At 43.6% G+C, this 17,682-nt stretch carries 13 protein-coding genes and 2 tRNA genes; 3 read left to right on the forward strand and 12 right to left on the reverse strand.

The window, feature by feature from the left end; all coding sequences use genetic code 11:
* Positions 1-68 precede the first annotated feature (68 nt).
* A complete protein-coding gene (gene lplT / locus H8K36_RS02430; protein ID WP_186915251.1) occupies positions 69-1,331 on the forward strand; it encodes a lysophospholipid transporter LplT in 1,263 nt (420 codons plus the stop codon).
* Here the strand turns inward: lplT and H8K36_RS02435 are convergent.
* Genes H8K36_RS02435 through tsaB form a run of 4 tightly spaced genes read right to left on the reverse strand, consistent with a single transcriptional unit; the run spans position 1,328 to position 4,183 of the window.
* The gene (locus tag H8K36_RS02435) at positions 1,328-2,287 is read right to left on the reverse strand and encodes a DUF1853 family protein (protein ID WP_186915250.1); all 960 of its coding nucleotides are present in this window, start codon (positions 2,285-2,287) and stop codon (positions 1,328-1,330) included. The two genes, lplT and H8K36_RS02435, sit on opposite strands and share 4 nt — an antisense overlap.
* Positions 2,288-2,326: 39 nt before the next feature.
* The gene (locus tag H8K36_RS02440) at positions 2,327-3,022 is read right to left on the reverse strand and encodes a uracil-DNA glycosylase family protein (protein ID WP_186915249.1); all 696 of its coding nucleotides are present in this window, start codon (positions 3,020-3,022) and stop codon (positions 2,327-2,329) included.
* On the reverse strand, positions 3,019-3,495 hold the full coding sequence (gene rimI, locus H8K36_RS02445) for a ribosomal protein S18-alanine N-acetyltransferase (RefSeq protein WP_186915248.1): 477 nt from the start codon (positions 3,493-3,495) through the stop codon (positions 3,019-3,021). Before rimI ends, H8K36_RS02440 begins: the two co-directional genes overlap by 4 nt.
* A gap of 13 nt (positions 3,496-3,508) precedes the next feature.
* Entirely contained in the window at positions 3,509-4,183 is a 675-nt protein-coding gene (gene tsaB, locus H8K36_RS02450) for a tRNA (adenosine(37)-N6)-threonylcarbamoyltransferase complex dimerization subunit type 1 TsaB (RefSeq protein ID WP_186915247.1), read from the reverse strand.
* Between the two features lie 121 nt (positions 4,184-4,304).
* Here tsaB and H8K36_RS02455 point away from each other — a divergent pair, with 121 nt between their 5' ends.
* A complete protein-coding gene (locus H8K36_RS02455; RefSeq protein WP_186915246.1) occupies positions 4,305-4,745 on the forward strand; it encodes a thioredoxin family protein in 441 nt (146 codons plus the stop codon).
* A 75-nt stretch (positions 4,746-4,820) separates the two neighbouring features.
* On the opposite strand, the gene H8K36_RS02460 is transcribed toward H8K36_RS02455, so the two are convergent.
* The 3 genes from H8K36_RS02460 to H8K36_RS02470 all read right to left on the reverse strand — a co-directional run bounded on the left by H8K36_RS02460 (position 4,821) and on the right by H8K36_RS02470 (position 7,089).
* A tRNA-Arg gene (locus H8K36_RS02460) sits at positions 4,821-4,897 on the reverse strand.
* 127 nt (positions 4,898-5,024) lie between these two features.
* Positions 5,025-5,101: transfer RNA gene (locus tag H8K36_RS02465), tRNA-Arg, on the reverse strand.
* Positions 5,102-5,211: 110 nt separating this feature from the next.
* The gene (locus tag H8K36_RS02470) at positions 5,212-7,089 is read right to left on the reverse strand and encodes a potassium transporter Kup (RefSeq protein ID WP_186915245.1); all 1,878 of its coding nucleotides are present in this window, start codon (positions 7,087-7,089) and stop codon (positions 5,212-5,214) included.
* 373 nt (positions 7,090-7,462) lie between these two features.
* Between H8K36_RS02470 and H8K36_RS02475 the strand changes: the two genes are divergently transcribed.
* Positions 7,463-8,659, forward strand: a complete 1,197-nt coding sequence (locus H8K36_RS02475) for a tyrosine-type recombinase/integrase (RefSeq protein WP_186915244.1) — start codon at positions 7,463-7,465, stop codon at positions 8,657-8,659.
* Between the two features lie 600 nt (positions 8,660-9,259).
* Here the strand turns inward: H8K36_RS02475 and H8K36_RS19560 are convergent.
* The 5 genes from H8K36_RS19560 to H8K36_RS02500 form a co-directional block, all read right to left on the reverse strand.
* Entirely contained in the window at positions 9,260-10,849 is a 1,590-nt protein-coding gene (locus tag H8K36_RS19560) for a methyl-accepting chemotaxis protein (RefSeq protein WP_186920436.1), read from the reverse strand.
* A gap of 333 nt (positions 10,850-11,182) precedes the next feature.
* Positions 11,183-15,514, reverse strand: a complete 4,332-nt coding sequence (locus H8K36_RS02485; protein WP_186915242.1) for a PAS domain S-box protein — start codon at positions 15,512-15,514, stop codon at positions 11,183-11,185.
* Between the two features lie 10 nt (positions 15,515-15,524).
* The gene (locus tag H8K36_RS02490) at positions 15,525-16,466 is read right to left on the reverse strand and encodes a GGDEF domain-containing response regulator (RefSeq protein ID WP_186915241.1); all 942 of its coding nucleotides are present in this window, start codon (positions 16,464-16,466) and stop codon (positions 15,525-15,527) included.
* 66 nt (positions 16,467-16,532) lie between these two features.
* Complete coding sequence (locus tag H8K36_RS19695; protein ID WP_186915240.1) at positions 16,533-16,898, reverse strand: response regulator; 366 nt, start codon at positions 16,896-16,898, stop codon at positions 16,533-16,535.
* A gap of 133 nt (positions 16,899-17,031) precedes the next feature.
* Complete coding sequence (locus tag H8K36_RS02500; RefSeq protein WP_186915239.1) at positions 17,032-17,658, reverse strand: response regulator; 627 nt, start codon at positions 17,656-17,658, stop codon at positions 17,032-17,034.
* Positions 17,659-17,682 lie beyond the last annotated feature (24 nt).

The raw sequence follows: 17,682 nt of genomic DNA on the forward strand, positions 1-17,682 counted from the left end.
AAAGTAAACGACAATGTTTCGTGGTATAAAGCAAGCCTGCAATAAAAAGGCACAGGTCATCTGAACGAATGAAACGCGGTTTTTATACAATTATGGCGGCGCAGTTTTTCTCTTCGCTGGCCGATAACGCATTGCTCATCGCAGCGATGGCATTACTCAGTACGATGCACGAACCCGCGTGGATGACCCCACTCCTCAAATGGAGTTTTGCGTTATCTTATGTGCTGCTTGCTGCGTTCGTCGGCGCTTTTGCTGATTCCCGCCCGAAGGGCAAAGTGATGTTTATTACCAACTTGATCAAAGTTGGGGGTTGCGCACTTATGTTTTTCAACGTTCACCCTGTAATCGCTTATGGCGTAGTCGGATTTGGCGCTGCGGCCTATTCACCGGCAAAATACGGCATTCTTACCGAACTGCTTCCAGCAGAAAAGTTAGTTGCAGCCAACGGTTGGATAGAAGGTCTGACGATTAGCTCCATTATCCTTGGAGTACTTCTCGGCGGCAAATTGATCGACCCCGCCATCTCTGCCAAACTACTTTCATTCGACTTTCCGATGATAGACATTGGCATAGACACGACCAATGAAGCGGCATTATGCGTGATCACTTTTTGCTACATTCTCGCGGCTATCTTTAACCGCCACATTCCAGATACTGGAGCGGTTTACAAAAAACAGGAATCAAATCCGATTTGTTTATTGCGCGATTTCGCCCACTGTTCCGTGAAACTTTGGAAAGATAAATTAGGCCAAATCTCGCTTTCTGTGACAACTTTGTTTTGGGGAGCTGGCGCCACTTTGCAACTTCTAGTCTTAGAATGGGCTAAAGTGAATTTAAACATGCCACTGAACAAAGGCACTGAACTGCAAGGTGTATTCGCTCTAGGAATCGCACTAGGCGCACTATTTGCTGCGCGCATCATTCCACTTAAGCGCTCTCTCTCTGTCATGCCTTTAGGCGTATTGATGGGGCTGGTTGTTACCTCAATGATTTTCGTGAAAAGCGTATGGCTTGCCTACCCTCTGCTCATTTTTATCGGTGGCTTAGCTGGCTTCTTCGTCGTACCTATGAACGCCTTATTGCAACATCGCGGTCATGTTTTGATGAGTGCAGGACATTCCATTGCTGTACAAAATTTCAATGAGAATCTCTCCATACTGGTAGTATTGGCAATCTATAGTTTTATGGTGTCGCTTGCACTGCACACCAGTGTAATTATTGTCATTTTCGGACTGTTTGTCGCCTCCACCATGTACGCAGTGATCTTAAAGCATCGTGCTAATCAGAGACAATTCGATTCTGTGGCCCTGATTGGCGAAGAAAAACACTAAAGCATCTCGATGGTCCGTTGCAACTGCGATGCTTGCAAGGGCCACTTGTCTGGCACCACAAAGCCTCGACAGAATTCTTGCATCAAATCGCCATTGCGCTTCATGACGGCCACCATTACCGGCCGGTCTTCGATCTGAAAGTGTCGGATCAAAGAATCCATCGTCAAATCTTTGTCCATGACATCATCTGCACATGCTTGTGCGGGTGCCAACCATTCCAATCGTTGCAAGATCAAGCCAAAAGGTATAGCAAGCTTTTGGAACTCCGACAGTGTCCACCAAAACCCCATACAGTGATCAGCTGAAATACCTTTAACAGCGTTTACATCACGTTCAGTACTACGATAAAAAAGCCATCCTTTCACCAAAGCTTTTGCTGCCAAAATGCCTTGTGGGATTAATCTCTGTGCAGCTTCATGCTGAGAGAGAGCCAACTGCTTACCTAGGATTTTTTGCATTTTTGCTCCCAAGGTGTCATTTAATCCGGGGCCCAAATAATCATAGAGAGAAGCTTGATGCCGAGTATGTCCGGGCCGATGAAACAAATAGAACTTTGTCGCCAATTCCAAATGAATCAAGCCACTACCACCGAACAATAAATAATCAAACTCGCCAATTGTGTGGTTAGCTCGATCAAAAACCTGTATGCCTTTACCGAACAACAAACCTTCATGCTGAAAAAAGAATGCTAATAGATTCTCCGCGTAATGTCCCAAACGTAATGCATCATGCAAATGCAGCGACTCATGCAGCAATGTGGGATGTGCATCAAGTTCAAACAGCCAACGCTTTAGATTCGATCGATCAGGTAAACTGAGGTGCGTCAGCTGGCGATTCCAAACGCTTGCTCTCTCATCAAGAACTTCTGGAGATAACAAGAGCCAAGCTAGCGCTCTGACATGTTTATCTCGCAGTTGGAAAAACTCTTGATGAAATTGACTCTGATAAGTTTGCATACTTTCATCTTCAAAGAGGGTACGTTGAATCCAACACTTTTAAGAAATTATTGCAGAATGAAACTGGCAGATATCTCTCCACACCACCCTCTTTAGTGAGGGCTCGGCCAACAAATGATAAGGACTGTAAGTAACAACAACAGGTACTCCTGCGAAATTCAATAGTGAAGAGCGAAGTTGTTCGATGTCCAGAGTGTTTTCGAGCAAAGCATTTGCAGCCCTTGCCCCCAAAACCAGCATTTTTTTGGCTTTACCAAGTGCAACTGCTCGTCGCAGAAAATCCCCGCAAAAATCTGCGGATGAAGCAGAAGGAATAGACAAACTCGACACTGGAAAATTCGCATTCAACAGACTCAAAGATGCGATCCGACCTGGCTCAACCGCCATTGACTTAAGGATATTCACTAATAATTTCTTGAAGTCTGCACCGAGTTGCACATCAAAATTTTCTTGCTCAGACCAGTCATAAATAACAAGAATCTCGGCATTAAATATTTGATCAGATTGAACGAGCTTACCACTGGAAGAACATAGGGTACATTGATGGCAACTTGAAATTGCCTCACGCAATCCTTCAACTCCATCGCCATTGACCATTTTAGCAAGACTGGAACCTGCATTTGAATCCGCCGACAAACCAGAATCAGCAGTCTCAAGAGGCAATTCGCTCTTCCGCAAAATCCATTGCTCTCCAATCGCCAAATGACGCAAAAAATACTCGCGATGTGAATTCATAAGGACTCCTGAGCGACATTAATTCGCATTACGATAGCATCTTCCCGGCTCGTATTGTCTAGGGGATAATAGCCCTTGCGACGGCCAATTTCAACAAAGCCAAACTTCTGATAAACCTCAATCGCTCTTTTGTTACTAACCCGCACCTCCAACATAACGGAGCTAAATGCGTTCTGAGTAGCGTAAGTGATCATCTCCTGCAATAATAATTTCGCGTACCCCAACCCTTGATATTTTTCAGCGACGGCGAAAGTCAAGAGATGCAATTCATCAACGATAGGCATTAAGAAAAAGTATCCCAGCAATTCTCCCTCGGCATTGCGCAAACCACGAGCGTGATGCCCACCGTAAAACGAATCCAAAAAATTACCGCGAGTCCATGGATGTGAATACACCGCCTCCTCAATCTCCAACACTGCCTCGAGATCGGCAACGGCCAACACTGAAATTCGATGATCGAAACTAGAACTCATAGGCAAGTATCCATTACTCAGACTTCGCATGCAGACGTTCAGCCGTAGTTAAGGCGACCTTGTTCCGTAAATAAACCGGCTGTGCTTCCTGCGCAATCACGTATTGAGCCGAAGTTGCGCGATCTGCGATATTTAATGAATACTTAGCATGCGGCATTGCTAAGACAGCCGAAGGAGTCCCCTGCCATTCCAATTGAGTTCCACACACCACAGGAAGCCTAGTCTGATCTACGTATGCCCTCACCTCATCCATGCGAGCAAGACTTTGTGGCACCAGCTCTATCCACCCACCGTTTTGGCGCTTTAGATGAGTCCAGTAGACCTCGCCCATACGTGCATCAAGGATGCAAATACATTCGTCTATAACCTGCTGTTCAAATGCGGCTTCTGCTTGAGAATGCAAACTTCCAATCGCGACAACCGGGATATCAAGCCCGTACGCAATACCTTGAACTACGCCACATGCCGTTCTGACACCGGTAAATGCGCCAGGACCGCATCCATAAGCTATAAGTTCTACCTTACTTAAATCGATCTTGAAAGCCTCAAGCAATTCATGAATCGCGGGAATCAAGCCATGAGAATGAGTATTCACGCCAGAAAGTTCAACACTTTTCTGTTCGTTATTATGTAACAAGGCGACCGATGCAATTTCGGTCGACGTTTCTAAAGCTAATATTGTCTTCATCTCTCTATTTTACCTTGCATCAGAAGTCCCTCGAAAGGAATAAATCGGATGCTGAGCTGCTCGGGATCTGAACATGATGAATGTGGCCACAATTGATCCACAGGTTCGGTTAAAATAAGCCATGACTTCCTCATTACCTACTATTGAAGATTTAGCCCTCGTTGCAAGAAAACTTGACCAGAGTCCATGGTTGATCGCTTGCCTCTGTGCCGCTTGGTGCGACACTTGCCAAACATACCGTAAGAACTTTGAAGCAGTACAACAGGCACACCCAGATAAAATCTTTACCTGGGTTGATATTGAAGACCAATCTGCACTCGTTGACGAACTCGATATCGAGAATTTCCCGACCATCCTCATCGAGTACCAAGGAAAGGTCCTATTCTTAGGGACTATGCTACCTGATGCAAATTTAGTTCACAAATTGATCAATTCTTATGCCGAAAGCATAGAACAAAAACCAATCGATACAATACAGCGGTCGATCCAAGCGTCGAACCAAGGCCTACCAAACGAATGGAGTTTAAGGTTGCAACTTAAAAAGCATTTTTGCGCTAAATGAAAAACGCACTTTAAAGTGCGATGAAAAACAAAAAAGGCTTAGATTTTCATCTAAGCCTTTTTTGTTTTCGCAATTTGGTGCGGCTGGCAGGAATCGAACCCACGACCCCTTGGTTCGTAGCCAAGTACTCTATCCAGCTGAGCTACAGCCGCGAAGAAAAAGATTATAGCAGATTGAACTCAAAAAATGAAGCCCCAGCTGTAAATTATCACAAACACAAATGCGAGATCGACTCATAAATGAAAAAAGGGACTAGATTTTCATCTAGTCCCTTAAATCTGGTGCGGCTGGCAGGAATCGAACCCACGACCCCTTGGTTCGTAGCCAAGTACTCTATCCAGCTGAGCTACAGCCGCGAAGAACGAAATTATAGCATAGCTATTTCCATTTGATAAGGTTTTTTGCTTTGCCAGCAAAAACACTATTCAAAGCATGTCGATCATTTCCAAACTTGCAGCATGCGCGATCAAATCTCAACTTGAGCACCGACCTCTATCACCCGATTACTTGGAATCTGATAATAGTCCGCCGCATCACGAGCATTTCGCGACATAGTCACAAACAGTCCTTCGCGCCAACTCGACATTCCACTACCCGGACTTGAAATAATAGTTTGACGTGAAATGAAATAGGATGTTTCTAACGCCTCAAACTCAAGACCAAACGGTTTGCAAAGCTCTAGAGCGTTTGGGATATCAGGTTCATTCTTAAAACCGTAGAACACGTCAACTTGAAAACAATTATTCTTAAGATCTGTCACGCGTATCCGTTCAGAAAACGGCACCCATGGAATTTCTTTGTTATGCAAAGTAATAAATATGACACGCTCATGCAACACTTTGTTATGCGATAAATTATGCAATAAGGCATGCGGCACACCATCAGCCTCGCCACGCAAGAATACCGCGGTACCTGCTACGCGCACCGGAGGCGAAACAAATAAAGACTCCAAAAATTCTTCCAGAGGGATCGCATGTTTTTTCAAGTTATCAAACACCAATGAACGGCCGCGCTTCCAAGTCAACATTACAGTACAGATCGCTGTACCAAGCGCGATCGGAAACCAACCGCCACTGAAAAATTTCATCGCATTTGACGAGAACAAGGAAATATCAATGAAGAAGAAAAAGCTAGTCGCACCAATACACAAGGCAAGGTTATATTTCCATCCAAATCGAATGACAAAGAAAGTCAAAATAGAGGTCACCAACATAGTTCCAGTGTTCGCGATACCGTATGCAGAAGCAAGATTACCAGCCGAACCAAAACCTATGACCGCGCCGACAACGGCTGCCAATTGCATCCAATTGACCACTGGAATATAGATCTGACCAATTTCTTTCGAAGAAGTATGAATAATTTTCATACGTGGCAAAAAGCCTAAAGATATCGCCTGCTTAGTCATGGAAAAAGCACCAGAAATTGTCGCTTGAGATGCGATTACAGCAGCCATCGTGGACAAGACTACGAGCGGGTAAATGCTCCAATCACCAAGTTGATTAAAAAACGGATTCACCACCGCATCAGGCTCGACCATCAATAAAGCGCCTTGACCTAGATAGTTCATCGCTAGTGCAGGAAATACGATAAAGAACCATGCAGCGCGAATAGGCTTAGGACCGAAATGTCCCATGTCTGCATATAAAGCTTCCGAACCCGTGAAAGCCAATACCACTGCACCAAGCGCGATGAAGGCAGCAAATCGATGCTCAAATAAAAAACTCACTGCATGCAGGGGATTAAACGCCTCCAATACACCGGGAAACCGCACAATATTATAAATCCCCATTGCTGCGAGTACAGCAAACCACAAGACCATCACGGGCCCAAATAACTTGCCAATGGCCGCGGTCCCGTGCGATTGCATTGCATATAAGCCAACCAAGATCACCAAAGTAATTGGCACAACAAAAGGTTTGAGCGCTGGGGTCGCAACCTTAATACCTTCAATCGCCGACAAGACCGTCATTGCGGGTGTAACAACGCCATCTCCATAAAATAGAGATGCTCCGATAATGCCCAAAACGACAAGAGGGAAAAACAGTTTCGATTCTTTCCCAACGGACTCGAGGGTCAACGCCGTAAGCGCCATGATACCGCCCTCCCCCCGATTACTAGCACGTAGTACCAAGGTCACGTATTTGAGCGATACAATAAAAATTAAACCCCACAGGATAAGTGAAACGATCCCGAGGATATTTGTTTGATTCAAAACAAGACCATGCTTTGGATCAAAAACTTCCTGCATAGTATAAAGAGGACTAGTACCGATATCACCATAAACGATACCGATTGCAGCAAGTGTCAATGCTGACAAGCTGCTTTTTGAGTGTTCGTGAGCCAATTGCAATCCTTGTTATTATTGGTGCATTGCACAATAGTCGAAGAAAATGCCAATTTCAAGCAGCATTTCCCAAAAAAAGACAGCGTACGCCAAAAAATTTCTTTACGTAAGCCCCAGATACGAAACCACGACAACATAAACGAAAAATGCCCGCTTAATTTGCATTAAGCGGGCACCAATTCTTTTGGCGGAGACGGTGTCTGCTTGAAATCATTCCAACAGAATCCAATAAATATAAAAAACTTCTTTAACTTCAACAAGTTAAATTAGTTAGAGTCCAAATCATTCCAATACAAGCTATCAAAACCCACACAAAAATGGCATACTACCTGGCATACTGAACGCAACAACACTATATTTGAGTGACATACAAATGGCTATACTCACAGACGCCAAAGCGCGCTCTATTACTCTCGAATCAGGAGTTATTGCCCATGGAGGAGTGACTGGATTAACGTTACACCCATCCAACACAAAAGGGTCAGGAAAATGGGTCTTGCGATACGTAAGTCCTGTTACTCAGAAACGTCGAAATGCAGGACTGGGGAGCTATCCCGAAGTAAGCATTTCCAGAGCCGCTAAAGCCGCTCTAGAAATGCGGTCGCAAATCGAGCAAGGAATCGACCCCCTCACTGAAAAAGCAAAGATCACCAAAATACAGAAAACTCCTTCATTTGAAGATGCATCTAGAGCTCTTCATGCCGAGCTCCTCCCGAGCTGGAAGAATGAGAAACACGGACAACAATGGATTAACACGCTTGAACAATATGTGTTCCCCCAAATTGGAGAAATGCTTCTCGATCAAATTCAGCCGAGACATATCGCCGATACACTTCGTCCAATTTGGTTAGAGATTCCTGAGACCGCCGGACGTGTGAAACAGCGCATTCATGCCGTCATGGCGTGGGGCTGGGCCCATGAGTACTGTCCATCCAATCCGGTCGATGTGGTACAACACTTACTCCCTCCGCAGCCGAACAAATCTATTCGAACGACGCACCAACCCGCGATGCATTGGGAGGAAATTCCTAACTTTATTAGAGAACATCTTAGAGAATTTGAACAGTATGATGTAACACGTCCTATGCTTGAATTTCTTATTCTGACTGCTGCCCGTTCCGGAGAAGTTAGAGGTATGACATGGTCCGAGGTAGATTTCGTAAAAAAAATCTGGACCGTTCCCGCAGAACGGATGAAAGCAAAGATACTACATCGAGTTCCACTTTCTGAACGGGGGCTAGAAATCCTAAAGTCGCAAGTTGGACTCCATAAAGAATTGGTATTTCCTTCTCCTCGAAAACAAGTTGAATTGTCCGATATGGTCCTTACTTCTTTTCTTCGAAGAACGAAAGCCAAGAGTGACACTCCAGGGCGACTCGCCACCGCTCATGGATTCAGGTCCAGTTTTCGGGATTGGTGTAGTGTGAAGGGATACGCGCGAGATCTAGCTGAACGATCGTTAGCACACACTATTCAGAATAGGGTTGAAGCCGCTTACCACAGAACAGATTTACTAGATCAAAGGCGCGTCCTAATGGACGCGTGGGAAGCTTTTTGTTGCTCGATTTAATTTACGAAAAAAATTTCGAGCACGATGAGTTCGATTCCCATCAGAAAAATCACAGGTTCGGACCTAATAGAGTCATGCTACCAGAAGTGTCGGGTTTTTCTATATGAATACCCTTTCACCAACTCGATTTGACAATATGACCGCTAGTGTCACTTTGCTTCTTCGCGCGTTCTAAAAGCAACTTATTCAACAACCAGTCTCGGATCACCAAGCAAAAATAAAATCTCGGTTTATTCATCTGAGACTGCGCATTTGCCCTTTCACTCAATATCGAGGTCGAAGATTCCCCATTCTTCTTCTCACTTCCGACACTTTCCAGCCGGTTTCCTCATGGATTCGTACTATCAACGTCGCACCGATCGGAAGGTGCCTGTGTCGAATTCTGCTCATCGTTTACGGTGTAACACCGAGCAAAACGCAAAGCGCTGCATCACTGGATATATCAAAGTGAGTACGAAGCGAATCTAAAAGTGGCGCCGGATCATACTGAAAATTTGAAGTGTCTGGTAACTGTAATAAATTCATCTACTTATCCATTTATCAATGAGATATTTCATCTTACTGAGTGGTGCAGGAGACTCCTCAGGACTTGTCGCAAGTTTAATTAACCGTGATCATTCTATTTATTTTGATTGGCTGCACAGCGCTCTCTTCCAACTTAAAGACAGCGATTGAGCTAACGAGTTGTTTAGCTTCATCAAGCAAAGAAGAAGCGGCCGCTGCCGCTTCTTCGACTAAGGCAGCGTTTTGTTGCGTCACCCCATCCATGTGAGTGATTGCCTCATTGGCTTGGCCTATACCTTGACTTTGTTCACGGCTCGCAGAAGAAATGTCAATCATGATTTCAGAAACGCGTTGAACACTATTGACGATCTCTTCCATAGTCACACCAGCTGCGTCCACTAACTTGGTACCAGAATCGACTTCTTCTACCGAAGCATCAATTAGGACTTTAATTTCTTTTGCAGCCGCTGCGGACCTTTGGGCTAAACTTCGAACTTCAGATGCAACAACAGCAAATCCTCTACCTTGTTCTCCAGCTCTAGCGGCTTCAACCGCTGCATTCAATGCCAAAATATTGGTTTGAAAAGCAATCCCATCGATAACGGCAATAATGTCCACAATCTTCTTCGACGAGTCGTTTATGGATCGCATGGTCGTCACGACTTCAGCCACCACAGCGCCACCTTTGCTCGCGACTTTCGAGGCTTCTAATACTAGATTTTTCGCGGATTCTGCATTCTCTGCGTTTTGCTGCACAGTACCATGTAACTGTTCCATCGCTGCGGCAGTTTCCTCTAAAGAGCTCGCCTGTTCTTCTGTTCGGGAAGAGAGGTCTAGGTTGCCAGTTGCGATTTGATTCGCCCCCAATGCTATTACATCGCTGCCAGATCTGATTGTCCCGATAATGGAACGTAAATTGTTTCGCATTAGCCTCACTGAATAGAGGATGCTATTGTCATCCTTGGGGTGAATGTCAATCCTCGAATTAAGATCGCCCTCCGCTATTCTTCGAGTAACCTCATTGACATAGGTTGGCTCCCCCCCGATTTTTCGAATGACTAGTCGAGAGATGAAATGAGCTCCAATCAGACCAACGACTATGCTCAATCCCCCAGCTATCCAAAGGAAGTAGATCAGGTTTCTAATCTGCTTCTCAACCTGAAGGTTAGATTCAACAACGATGGAGTCTTGCAGCACCGCCAAATCGTCGAGAGTACCCCTCAACCTTAGTAACTTTACGCTTATTTCTTTATTTGCTAATGAATTTGCCTCATCGCGTTGACCACTCGAAACCAAAAGTACAACCTTTGAAAAGGTCTCTACATACTGCGTTCTCGCCTCGACAAATGAAGCGAGTAAATCGCGCCCTTTTTGTAAGTAAATTAGTTTCCGCAAAATCTCGATTTGATCTGTAATTAGCGTCTTATTCTTAGAAATATCTGCTTGAATTGCAGAAATTTGCTCCGGACTGTTTGCGATCAACAATTGATAAGTACTTGCGCCATTTGCAATTGTCGCAGCACGAATCTTTGCGACAGCATTGGCTTTTACCCAATCTTTTTGAATGATTCTCGAGTTCGTTTCCTGCAAGCTATATAGCTCAATTGAAGCGACAATGATTGATACGATAAATAAAACTAGGATTGAACAAACACCGAAGAACAGCAAATTTTTTAATTTCATCATTTTCATAATCAAGTACCTTCCAATGTTTTTCATTCAGATTCAAACAGTTTTGCCTGCGATTCCAAATTGTCGACAGTTATCAATACGTAATGGTAATTTTCAGTATTTTCTTCAATCCATTTTTTTGCCGCCTTCAATTTCATTGGAGCGCCACATCAAAATCATAAATTAAAAGCACGTCAACCCAAGTCAAAGAACAGGAACCCTTCATTGAAGTCTTGTCGAGCACTTCGACGGATGCGGCAATTTCGAAGATTCAGGGCCGACGTTTATTCATTTCCACTGAATTCAAAGATACGAGTTTTACTCGAAATACGAAATTTAAGTATCCTGTCAGTCAACCCTATTAAGAATATTCAATGCATTTCCAAAATTTAGTTCTTCAATAGAACGTTCAAGGACTATAAATTCGTCCACTGGAAATTTAGTCCTTACAGAATCTTTGATTTGTTCGAAAAGTGTGCACGCCTCCATATTCGAGGACGTAAGCAATACTTTCAGCTTAGGTATCCCATCATTTTGGTCGAGCAGTGGCTGGTTGTTCGCAACAATCTCATTCTCGGCAATCCATTTTTTAGCCGCAAAGACAGTTAAACTCAAAACTTCGATTGCAGAATCAAAAAGGCCGGGAATATGATCGAGCTCTTTTTTTACTATTGCATTTTCGAGGACCAAACTTATGTCTGCAAACTTCTTTGCACCTAAGGTCCCAATCGAACCTCGCATTTTATGTAACTGTGCCGCAGCATCAAGAGTTTTCCCATTTTCCCAATCGAATTTTGTTTGTCGAAGTGTGCCTTCGCTTGAATTAGCTATATTGCGAATTAACTGCACCAAGATCTCTTTACTCTTAGCATTTGTCGCACTCAACGCTATTAATCGACTCACATCGAACACTTGATTTTCCAATGGAACTTCGGGCTGTAAACTTTGCTCGCGTTGATCAATTACTTGCTCCTTAGACCTTTGATGCATTTCTCTTTTTTTTGCGTCCGATAAATTTCTCGATATAGTCGAGAATAGCTGCTCAATTTCAATCGGCTTCGCAACGAAATCGTTCATTCCAACTGAAAAACATGCTGCTTTTTCGGTTTCCATTACCCCAGCAGACATCGCGATAATTGGTAATTCCAGCTTCAGTTGATTCCGAATGAACTTCGTTGCGGTAAATCCATCCATGATGGGCATCTGTACATCCATCAACACAAGATCGATATGAACATCCTTTTGCAACTGATCGATGGCTTCCTGTCCGTGATTTGCAATACTTATGCGTGCACCGCTCTTTTCCAAAATCCCCTTTGCGACGATCTGATTGAGCAAGTTATCTTCGACAAGTAAGATGTTTAAGCCGTGAAGGCTAGGCTGGATATCGTGTCTGTTTAAGTTCGCAGACGCTCTGGAACTTCGACCTTCCTTTTGTAAAAGTAAAGATTGAACTGTATCGAAAATATCGGATGGAGTAGCGGGCTTTTGCATTACTGACGCAACGGCGTCGATATCTTTTTCTTGCATCAATTTAACTCTGCTGTAGGCGCCCACTAACAATACAAAATGAGATTCCATGTCGGCAAACTTGGTCTTAAGAGCCTTTGTCATCTCTATGCCGTTCATCAGTGGCATATCCCAGTCGACTAATATTAAGTTATAGCCAAGCTTCAAATTTTGCATTGACGACAAGCGTGCAACTGCTGCTTCGTAGCTATCAGCATCTTCTACCGACCAATTCCAGGAGCGTAGAGTTCTGCATAAATAGTCTCTACTTGTATCGTTATCATCGATCACCAAAATGCGAAGTTCTTGCATCGAGGTGTCTGCGAATTGTTGACTTTCAGGTGCAGCTATCTTTAAAGGAAGCACCACCTCAAATTTCGATCCCGCTCCAAATTGACTTTCAACTGAAAATTCGCCGGACATCATATCTACTAGTTGCTTTGAAATCGTGAGCCCTAGACCCGAGCCTCCAAAGCGACGTGTCGTCGAGCTGTCAGCTTGTGAAAAAGCATGAAACAAGTTGGATACTTGTTCAGGCGTCATCCCAATTCCCGTGTCAATCACGGAAAATCGAATTCTTGAAATGTCTTGGTCTCGCCCGATTTCTTCAATCAAAAGAGATACCTCGCCGTCTTCCGTAAACTTTATCGCGTTCCCGACTAAATTTACGAGAATTTGTTGGATTCTAAGCGAGTCACCAAACAAAAAATGCGGGACACTTGGATCTACACCGATCGCGAGTTCTAGAGGTTTGTCTCCACCGTATACCGACATGATTGATGCAACTGCGCCAACGACTTCGTTTAATTCAAACTTGATAGGAACTATTTCTAATTTTCCTGCCTCAATCTTCGAAAAATCGAGAATGTCATTCAAAATTGCGAGTAGAGATTTACCTGATGACTCAATCATCGTGAGATACTTATGTTGCTCATCATTCAGTTTTGTTCCAGCCAAGAGATGTGCCATTCCCAACACAGCATTCATCGGCGTTCTTATTTCGTGACTCATATTTGCTACAAATTCACTTTTTGATCTGCTGGCGGATTCCGCTTTCGTCAATGCATTTTTCAGTGCTTCCGAGCTCTTCTTTTCCTCGCTAATATCTCGGGCGACCCCTAAGAATCCAGAAATTTCTTTCACTTCGTTATAGATGGCGGTCACAGTTAAATGGACAGGAAATTTTTTATTTGTTTTTGTAACATAAGTCCATTCTGCAGTTTCTGGTTCACCCTTTTTCGCTCGTCTAACCAATGCGTCTAAGGCATCGATGGTTTCACCAAACTCCCGTGATAAGATTTCTACACGCTCGTTTATTTCGCTTTCCACATGAAATTTTAGGAATGAGTGACGACTTACAAGCTCACCTGCCCTATAACCAAGTAACTTCTCCGCGCCAGCACTAAAGGAAGCGACCGTTCCTTCTCTGTCGGTAGTAATGATCGCGAACTCGCTTGCTGCATCGAACGTTTCCTGAAGCTGCTTGAGAGCTTTCTGCTGACCAAATTGTGCTTCTTTTAGAGGAGTAATATCACTAACGAAGCCGTAAATACCGACCACTTTTCCATCGTGAATATCGGGGCGGTAAGAAAACAAAGCATGGCGCACATCACCATTCTGATCAACAATCGATCGTTCAAAGATCTCAATGTTTCCCTCTAAAACAGAGCGCAACGCATCAGAAATAGAAAGATACCTTTCCTCTCCAATAACTTCCCTTATATGTTTCCCATTCATGCTCTCTGGGCTTTGCCCGAACCATTTTAGGTAAGCACTGTTCGCGAATTTGTTCTTTAATGAAGAGTCCCAATACGCGACCAGAGCAGGAATGTTATCGATTGTGGTCTGCAAGAGATCTTTTGTAGTAGACAATTGATCTAGCGTTTGGCGCAGCAACAATTCGGATTTTTTTCTATGAGATATATCAGTATGCGTGCCAACAACTCGCAATGGTCGCCCTTCCACGTCTCGCTTTACGACTAAGCCGCGATCATGAATCCATAGCCAAGTTCCATCTTTGCATTTGAATCTGTGTTCGTCAGAGAAGTATGGAATCTCATCAGCGAAATGACGATTCACAACGAGCAAGAGTTTTTCTAAATCATCTGGATGAACTCGCGTCGACCACTCTTCAACGCTATCTCCAATTTCATCTTCGCGATAGCCAAGCATTTGCTTCCATCGCGCTGAATAACTTACGGTGTTCCCCAGAACGTCCCAATCCCAAACACCATCACCCGCCCCCTCAATCGCAAATTTCCACTTTTCTTCACTATCAACAAGTGCGGCCATCGTTCTCTCTCGGAGCGTTATGTCCCGAATGATAGCGACATACGAGCTGCTACTAGAAATTTCTAACTCGCTTACAGTTAGTTCGATAGGGAACTTTTCATCTCTATTTCTCAAACCGATTGATTTCAACTCTAGTTTTACATTCGAAGGCCCATCGCGTGAAGATTCTAAGTTTTTTACCTTCGCTCTCAGTGTATTTGAAAGCTCTGGTATGAGTCGGTCGATACTAAAGCTAATCAACTCTTCTCCGTCGCATTTAAACATCTCTAAAGCAGCCGGATTTAAAGATTCGATAAATCCATTCTGATCAAACACGATGATTCCATCGAAAATGTTTTCCCAAACCGAATGAAGTTTTGCTTCGTTCTCGTTATTTTTTAGTGTTAGCTGAGCCACTCTTGAATTCCCAAGAGATAGATCGACTAAGCATGCCAGTTCATGTAATGTCTCGATATCCGAACTTGACATCGACCTCGGCTTATCATCAATGATGCATAAAGTACCAATCAAAAAACCGTTAAAGCTGTGGATCGGAACGCCGGCATAAAATCGAATGTACGGGCTTGATGTCACTAAACGGTTTTCGCGGAACCTGTAATCAAGATGAGTGTCCTCTACGATAAAAATGCGATCTTCTAAAATCGCGTGCGAACAAAATGAGCTTTCTCTATCAGTTTCGTTCACATCTAGGCCTTGCTTAGATTTGAACCATTGACGGTCTGAGTCAACCAAGGACACAAGTGAAATTTGTACCTTGAAGTGATGACGAGCGATTCTGGTAATACGATCGAACCTCTCATCGTGTGGCGTATCTAAAATATGCATACAGTAGAGCTCTTCCAACCGGAGAAGCTCATTCGAAGGCTTAGGTATTGGCATACGCAACTCCCTATTCTACGCACGAGTGATTTACATACATTTTGAAGCGATCTCGCCCTTCTGTTTTTGCCTCATATAAGGCGCGATCAGCTTGCCTCGTAAACTCAATGGCACCCACATCTTTAGTTGGAATTCCAGAGCACGCGCCGACACTTATGGTGACTCTTTCTCGGTTGATTAGATTGTCTGAGCCAAACTCTAGCCCTCGCACGACACTACAGACTTGCTGGCAATATTTCTTCAAATCGGTATCAGCAACGTAAGGGAGAATTGCAATAAATTCCTCTCCGCCATAGCGAGCGAAAATCTCACCTGGCCTTCGGGTTACAGCATCGATCGCACTCACTACATTAATCAAGCATTTATCTCCTTCAAGATGGCCGTATTTATCGTTGTAGTCCTTAAAATGATCGATATCCATGATGACCACCGATAAAGGAAGCTTCTGACGAAGATGTCGTCCATATTCTTTCTCGAGTTGATGATCGAAGTACCGCCGGTTATACACACAAGTCAAAGGATCTTGATTTACCAATAACTCTAATGAAATCGCATTCTGACGTAATGTGAGATGGGTACCAACACGCGCGGCAACTACAGGCGGATTCAAAGGCTTACTGATAAAATCTACAGCCCCGGCTTCTAACGCACGGACTTCCGCGTCCATGCTTGTTTCACCTGTAACGAAAATTATTGGGATATCTTTTGTGATGACGTTACTCTTAAGGTTTTTACAGACTTCATAGCCATTCTGACCCGGCATATTTACATCTAACAGAACAAGCGTTGGCTGTTGCTTATTCGCGAATTCAATTCCACTTTTTCCGTCTAAAGCAAACACTACGTCTGCCATGCCAAGAACGATCTGCGATAGCATTTTTATCACTTCAGGACTATCATCAACTATCAGTATTAGTGGTCTTGAAGTCCGCGTATTACCATTGATCTTCATACTTTTATACAAGAAACCTTATAAATGCGAAATACTAAATTGCTTGGGTTCGCTAGATTCAATTTCTCACTCATGTCTGAGAGAGCCAAATAGAATCTGGAGGCATTCGTCAAATTGATTACTCTTATCGAAGAAACCTGATATCCCGAAGCTTCTGCACTCACGTTCAATCGCACTATCTGTATTGTTCGTGACAACAAGCACTTTACTTTCAACTTTGAAGCATCTTATTCTACGGAGTACATTCAGCCCACTACCCGGTGAAAGCGAAAGATCTAGGATTACAAAATCAGGATTTAGTCGCCGTATCTCTTTGACCGCAAGATCTTCTTCCTCGCAAAGACAAACAACGCGAATTCTTGGTTCGTTCGATATGGCTCGAAGAATTTGATTTCTGACGAGTTCAGAGTCTTCAACGATCATCAAATTCATGACTTCCCTCTGCTTAATGGCACTTAAGTATCGACCATAAGAATAGAGGACTCTAGTGGAGAAACTAGGAGAAATAAGGAAGGTTAAGCTGAAACAAATGTAGGGTTTCGCCTACAATTGTAAAACGTTTTGTTCAGTTCAATTTATGTTCTGTGCAATACTTGGCCAAATCCAAGTTACTTGTAAGTCCCATTTTTTCAAGAATTCTCATTCGGTAGGTGCTTATGGTTTTTGGCGAAAGACTCATGTCTTTTGCTATCTGAATGATTTTCGTACCGCTTGCAATTTGAAGCATCACTCGATACTCTTGCACCGCCAAAGTCTCATGCGGCAACTTTGCATTTCTGTCTATTAGAAGGTGCGTCATGTGTTCAGCCAAGGATGTTGAGATATAGAGTTTTCCGGATATCACCTTTTGGATCGCGTCAATTAGCTCTTCGGTGGCGTTTTCTTTATTTAAATAACCTTTTGCCCCGATCCTTAAAATTTGAGTCGCGTAGGCACTCTCAGTATGTAAACTCACGACTAATATTCGAAGGTCTGGAGCCACTCGTTTCAAGCGTGAAACTGACTCAACGCCTTGTGTATCTTGTAAGTTTAAGTCTACTAAAGCGATATCCCAGTTATCACTTTTGATTTTTGGATACGCCTCGATTAGCGACGATGCCTCTCCAATTTTCGCATCGGGCCATTTTTCCAGAATTAGATGTCTTAAACCGAAACGAAAAATAGGGTGATCTTCAAGAATTAATATTTTCATTGAACACGCTTGTAAAAGTAGCTG

The organism is Affinundibacterium nitidum (genome assembly GCF_014284155.1).
Taxonomy (GTDB): Bacteria; Pseudomonadota; Gammaproteobacteria; order Burkholderiales; family Burkholderiaceae_D; genus Undibacterium; species Undibacterium nitidum.